6 protein-coding genes and 2 pseudogenes are annotated in these 6,393 nt (G+C 43.1%); 4 read left to right on the top strand and 4 right to left on the bottom strand.

The window, feature by feature from the left end:
* The 3 genes and pseudogenes from FTU03_RS15565 to FTU03_RS15560 form a co-directional block, all read right to left on the bottom strand.
* Positions 1-391 (bottom strand): transposase zinc-binding domain-containing protein (locus tag FTU03_RS15565; protein ID WP_373684511.1); only part of this gene is annotated, 391 nt, incomplete at its 3' end.
* The gene (locus tag FTU03_RS16365; RefSeq protein WP_338242671.1) at positions 294-773 is read right to left on the bottom strand and encodes a BCCT family transporter; all 480 of its coding nucleotides are present in this window, start codon (positions 771-773) and stop codon (positions 294-296) included. The genes FTU03_RS16365 and FTU03_RS15565, both read right to left, overlap by 98 nt.
* Before the next feature lie 30 nt (positions 774-803).
* Positions 804-1,316, bottom strand: a pseudogene (locus tag FTU03_RS15560) (class I SAM-dependent methyltransferase); the annotation flags it as partial.
* Between the two features lie 149 nt (positions 1,317-1,465).
* On the opposite strand from FTU03_RS15560, the gene FTU03_RS15555 reads away from it, so the two are divergent.
* The 3 genes from FTU03_RS15555 (at position 1,466) to FTU03_RS15545 (ending at position 4,193) form a co-directional block, all read left to right on the top strand.
* Entirely contained in the window at positions 1,466-2,710 is a 1,245-nt protein-coding gene (locus tag FTU03_RS15555) for a hypothetical protein (RefSeq protein ID WP_179990686.1), read from the top strand.
* A 276-nt stretch (positions 2,711-2,986) separates the two neighbouring features.
* A complete protein-coding gene (gene erm, locus FTU03_RS15550) occupies positions 2,987-3,856 on the top strand; it encodes a 23S ribosomal RNA methyltransferase Erm (RefSeq protein WP_107318659.1) in 870 nt (289 codons plus the stop codon).
* 16 nt (positions 3,857-3,872) lie between these two features.
* Complete coding sequence (locus FTU03_RS15545; RefSeq protein WP_179990683.1) at positions 3,873-4,193, top strand: hypothetical protein; 321 nt, start codon at positions 3,873-3,875, stop codon at positions 4,191-4,193.
* A gap of 170 nt (positions 4,194-4,363) precedes the next feature.
* Here the strand turns inward: FTU03_RS15545 and FTU03_RS15540 are convergent, their stop codons facing one another.
* Positions 4,364-5,866 (bottom strand): IS91 family transposase, encoded by a 1,503-nt coding sequence (locus FTU03_RS15540; RefSeq protein WP_138773302.1) that lies wholly within the window; start codon positions 5,864-5,866, stop codon positions 4,364-4,366.
* A 418-nt stretch (positions 5,867-6,284) separates the two neighbouring features.
* Between FTU03_RS15540 and FTU03_RS15535 the strand changes: the two are divergent.
* Positions 6,285-6,393: pseudogene (locus FTU03_RS15535) on the top strand (dihydropteroate synthase); the annotation flags it as partial.

Genomic DNA, 6,393 nt, shown 5'->3' with positions numbered 1-6,393 from the left:
GGTGCGTGGCAATGACGCGGTAAACGATGCCCAGCACCCACCCCATGATCTCGGGCCGGCTGGCAAACAGGAAACGCAGCTGAAACGGGAAGCTCAACACCCACTGACGCATGGGTTGTTCAGGCAGAACCTCATCGACCAGTAGCGCGGCGCTTTCGGCCATACGCCGTGCGCCACAACTAGGACAGAAGCCCCGACGTTTGCAGCTGAACGCAACCAGGTGCTCAGCGTGACACGACTCACAACGCACCCGCAGAAAGCCGTGTTCGAGACGGCCGCATTTGAGGTAGTCATCAAACTCGCGTTGCACATAGCCGGGCAGTTCCCTGCCCTGCGCCGCCAAATGGGCAGCGAACGTCTGGTAGTATTCTTCGACGATCCGATAGAGCAGGGTTTGCTCGGGCCGGTGACGCTGGTAACGACCAGTGTTCTCGTCCCGGCTGGCCATCCTGGCCGCCACTTGGGGCATGATCCGCATCCTTGCGATAGCCATAGCTAAACTCGGGTGCCTCGTCATCAGGCCCGAGGCGAATACTGCCAAAGCGTGACAACCCCAACCAGAGTGTAAAAATGACAAAGCCACTGGTCACTAATAAGTACAACCAGCCAAAGTCATCAGCGGTCGCATCCAGTGCTTTTTGCGCTAACTCTTGAACGCCATCAGGGTTACTGACTGTGGCAATTAAAAACAAACCAATAAAGAGTATTGATAGGTAAAAAACGGTTCCTACGTCTCCTAAAAGACGGTTTACCCATTGCTTAAACGTACTCATTACTTTCCTTAGAACTTACTATTTAACTAACTATTTCTTACAGGCAACCACTTGAACGACTGCTCCTTTACCCTGGTGATAGTTTCCTTCAGAGATTTCACGCTCTACTTCAGCACCTATTATAAAATCCAAACCGTTTAGTTCTTGCTGCAACCCTTCAAGCGACATAAACATATCTATTTGCGAGGCAGGAGGACCACCCACTCCATCCATGTCAATATGAGCAGCTGTATAGGCTTCTAGCATAAAGACGCCATTTTCTTTTAATGCAGCCACTGCCTGCTTATGCAATTTCAACCGTAACTCAAGAGGCACATGAGCGAAAATTGAAACGATGCCATCCCAAGCGTCTACGCCTAAATCATACTCATTTAAGTTGGCTACCACTGTGGTGATTTTTACACCCTGTTCAGCCGCCAATTTGTGTGCTTTTTCTAAGCCGACGCTAGACTGGTCAACCGCTGTAACGTCATAACCTTGCTTGGCTAAAAACACAGCATTGCGACCTTCACCTTCGGCTAAGCAAAGAACCTTACCTCCTTTAGGTAATTTAGAAAATTCGGCTTGTAATAAATAAAGGCACTCAAGATTTTTATGCTTATTTTTCTAATTGGGAAGCTGTTCTATTTACCCAAATATCGGAAGATGTTATTTTTGCCTTTAACGAATACGCAGCATTAATACGCGAAGACTTGTTTGTTGCAGATGACGAGGAATTTGAGGTTTTAGCAGTTATAAACCTCTCTCCAACTAAAGATGTTAATGGAAATTATGGTCTAATTTTTTATACCGCAATCGAAGACGAAGAGATCAATGAATATAATGCAGGTATGCTTTTTTCTGATATAGTGCTAGTTTACGATAATGGATATTTTAACACTGTTCGCTTTGAGGACATAATTGATGAAGATCAAGAAACAATATTGGATGAAGGCATTCATAATACAAGAATTGAGATTGAAGGTTATGAGTTTGAAATAAAAATTAAAACCATTTTAGATGAAATATCAAGCGATGATTTTTCAAAAAACTTGGCATTTAATAATAAAATTGAAATTGATATAGACTCTGAATCCGTTAAATTAGGCTCCACTTTAGAAGAAGTCTTAAGCGACATGAAACTAAGTTTATATCTAGGAATTTATTATATAAATCACCACAAACATTCTAATGTTCAAGTTACAAAAGATATGGTTGTTTCTTATGACATTGACACAGAAGGATACGGCTTTATAGTTATCAAATATACTGTTGATGAAAAAGATTATTTCACCTCAAAAACCTTTTTAGTTGCTAAAGATGGGGATGTAATACATGATTCACAAGTTATAATTAATATAGCCGATATGGATCTTTCTGACATAACTGATTATTCTGACATAATTGACTATGGTGTTAGCTATGCCTCATATGGTTCAATCAACAGAAATCCATTACTAATTGTGCCAATGGATTTGGATTTTTCGGGTCTAAAATTAGATTTTGAGGTACTAATTTACGATCTCTACGATTTTAATGAAATTTCAAATGAGTTTATTACCGTTTTAATAGGTGAGGATTTTGTATATGACAACACAAGTGTCGGTTTACAATGGATAACGATTAATGCAATCGACTCTAATGATGATACTTATGAATTCCAACTCTTAATTGCTGTCTACGATAACAATGATGAAAACTATGCAATACCTTATCTATCACATGAATTTGTCAATATACTAGGCGATTATAGGTTTCAAGAGGGATATGGTGTCGAAGGCATAAAATACGATGAAGAATCTCAAAAATTTCTTTATGCAGAATATATAGATATATATTATTGGGGAATTGATGAGCCTAAAACTTTTTACTTGTCCGAAACAAATTTTAAAAATGGCTTTTTTGCACTTACTCTAAATGTTTGGGGAATTGACGTAGACTTCACGGTGCCAGTATGAGAGTAAAATACTAAACATATTAAAATCTAATGTTTTGGTTAAATATTAACATATAAAAGTTGTGAAGAATTTAATAATCATCACATCTTTTTTTATGCAAATTTTTATTTGGTTTAAGATTTGTAACCAGTATTAGTAGTTTTTTATATGTAAAAACACCATTATTTTGTATGCTTGCTATATGTCCAATTTAAATGGCAATAGTTGACAAACTGTACGTTTCATCTTATAATTAATTATATAAACTATTAAAGATTATGCAATTAAAGGGAATTTATGGAAAGAAATATTAGGGATTCACAAAATTTCTTACACGATAAAAAATTAGTTAGTAGCCTTGTTGAAAATAGCAATATAAATAATACTGACATTGTATATGAAATAGGTCCGGGAAAAGGCATAATAACCGAACATTTATTAAGAGTAAGTAAAAGTGTAATTGCAATTGAATTAGACACCTCTTTGTATCAATTTTTAAAGCAAAACTTGAATAGTGAAAAACTAACACTTATCAATCAAGATTTTATGAACATAAAACTTCCTGATGGCAATTATAAAGTTTTTTCTAATATACCGTTTAATATGACGGGAGAAATCTTAACAAGATTACTAACAGCAATCAACCCGCCACAAGATATGTATATTATAATGCAGTACGAAGCAATGTTAAAATACGCAGGCACTCCATATTATAAAGACACATTAAAATCACTTATGTTCAAACCGTTATATGATATAAAACTGGCTTATGAGTTTTTGCCTTCAGATTTTAAACCAAAACCCAACGTGTCTATAGTTCTTGTGCATTTCCATAAAAAAGAATATTGTGATATAAAAAAAGCAACAATGTTAGAATATTGGGATTTTTTATCATATATGTATACTGCCCCAGGATTAAATTTTAAACAAAAAACAAAAAATATTTTTTCTTATGAACAGCAAAAACGTTTGAAAAAAATTATCAATTTAGATAGTGAACTAAATTTTTCCGATTGGACATATATTCAATGGATTAAAATGTTCGATACATATAAGCAGTTTGTATGCCAAGACAAGAAAAAACTCGTAGAAGGTTCTTATCAAAAACTTTTAAAAGAACAATCAAAATTAGAAAAAGTCCACAGAAGCAGAACTCAAAGATATTAAATAAAAGGGTACTTAATTGGAAAAAGGTTACTACTTATTTGCATATGTAGAGATAAACAAGTATGCCAATTTTTATAAAACAGATACAAAAAGGCACGACCAAAATATTTCACTTTGGGAATATGATGGTGGTAAATTGTCATTATTAAGATATTGGGAACTAGAGCGTTTATCCAGAATAAAACATCATAATAAAGCTTTTTATTCTGAAACTCAATTCAAAAATATTGTAAATGTTTTATTATCTGAATTTAATCTGCAATTATCAGATATAAAAGAGTATAGGAAGAATAAACGCCGTTTTTCTCCAAGTCCAGCCACTGTAGACCGCGAATGACGGCCTGCTTTGCCAGTGGGTGATTCTGAATCCGGCCCGTGTAGCCATCGATCCCGCCGAAAATTCACCCGTTTTTCCCGACAGCCGGGGCCAACCCAAGCCGCCGGCATAACGCATCCCTGCCGCGGCTGAATTACCGCAGCATCGTGATCGGAATCGTTTGGGACGGGTCAGGTAAACAGACCCGGCGACAGGCCAGCCGGTGGTGCCCGGCTCTCGGGCAACGGGCTGGACTCGTTGGTTTCGGCTTTTTGCTTCAGATGGTCGAGGATCTGCTTGATCACTACCGGATCTTCAATACAGGCAATCACCTTCATGGCACCGCCGCATTCGCTGCAAGTCTCGATGTCGATTTGGAATACACGCTTGAGCCGCTGTGCCCATTTCATCGACGCTCGCCGCCCAGCGGGTGTTGGCGGCTCATCCGATACCTTGACCTTTTTGCTCCCCTTGCCCCTCATGGCAGGTGTAACCAGGGCGCGGTGCTTGCTGTTGGGCGCAAACACCCCATGAAACCGGGTAAGGTTCACACGTGGCTTCGGCACCAACGCCGACAGTCTTGCGATGAAGTCCAGCGGCTCAAAGATCACATGCGTGGTGCCGTCCCGGTACGGCGTCTTAAGCTGGTAGCGCACGTTGCCATTCTTCGTGAGCGACAGCCGTTTCTCAGACACCGCCGGGCGGCTGATGTAGTGGCACAGCCGTTCGAGTTTGCTGCGCTCATGGGCCTTGGCCGCTACGCCGGCATGTAGCGAGAAACCGGCAACCTTACCGGGCATGTCACCAAACTGATCTTCCGGGTCGCAGGCGGGCAGTGTCTGCAGGGTGAACACCTTGCGCCCTGCCTGTGGCCCCACGGCGATGCGATACGTGATGGAATGCCCCAGCAGTGGAGTCATCGCATCTTCATCCACCGCATCCAAGGCCAGGTAACTGTTTTCAGCATCCCGCTCCAGTAGGCCTTGCCGCTCCAAATAGCGGCCGACCCGATGGGCGATGGTGTGCGCCAGTTGGGTGAGTTCGGCGCTGGTCGGCGCCCTGACCCAGAGGAACCGGGCTGTTCCATTGGGACGCTCAACGTACACGCCATCGAGGAACAGCATGTGAAAGTGAATGTTGAGGTTCAGTGCACTGCCGAAGCGCTGGATCAGGGTGACGGCACCGGTCTTGGCCGCTTGGTGGGTATAGCCCGCTTTCTTGACCAGATGCGTGGCGATGACGCGGTAAACGATGCCCAACACCCGGCCCATGACCTCCGGCCGGCTGGCGAACAGAAAGCGCAATTGAAAGGGAAAGCTGAGTACCCATTGGCGCATGGGCTGTACGGGCAGAACCTCATCGACCAGTAGCGCGGCGCTTTCGGCCATACGCCGTGCGCCACAACTAGGACAGAAGCCCCGACGTTTGCAGCTGAACGCAACCAGGTGCTCAGCGTGACACGACTCACAACGCACCCGCAGAAAGCCGTGTTCGAGACGGCCGCATTTGAGGTAGTCGTCAAACTCGCGTTGCACATAGCCGGGCAGTTCCCTGCCCTGCGCCGCCAAATGGGCAGCGAACGTCGGGTAGTATTCTTCGACGATCCGATAGAGCAGGGTTTGCTCGGGCCGGTGACGCTGGTAACGACCAGTGTTCTCGTCCCGGCTGGCCATCCTGGCCGCCACTTGGGGCATGATCCGCATCCTTGCGATACTGTGTTTTTATACAGTTTATCGCTCAGCTGCGAGATATTGAAGTCTCAGCTGTGATGCCAGCCAGTGCCAGACATTGCCTGTGAGTGCCAGTCACTCCCACTCTATTGTAAACAAGACATTTTTATCTTTTATATTCAATGGCTTATTTTCCTGCTAATTGGTAATACCATGAAAAATACCATGCTCAGAAAAGGCTTAACAATATTTTGAAAAATTGCCTACTGAGCGCTGCCGCACAGCTCCATAGGCCGCTTTCCTGGCTTTGCTTCCAGATGTATGCTCTTCTGCTCCTGCAGCTAATGGATCACCGCAAACAGGTTACTCGCCTGGGGATTCCCTTTCGACCCGAGCATCCGTATGAGACTCATGCTCGATTATTATTATTATAGAAGCCCCCATGAATAAATCGCTCATCATTTTCGGCATCGTCAACATAACCTCGGACAGTTTCTCCGATGGAGGCCGGTATCTGGCGCCAGACGCAGCCATTGCGCAGGCGCGTAAGC

The organism is Acinetobacter sp. YH12046, from assembly GCF_013419905.1.
GTDB lineage: Bacteria > Pseudomonadota > Gammaproteobacteria > Pseudomonadales > Moraxellaceae > Acinetobacter.
The sequence above is the reverse complement of the archived record's forward strand: the minus strand, read 5'-3'. Positions and strand labels throughout refer to the sequence as shown.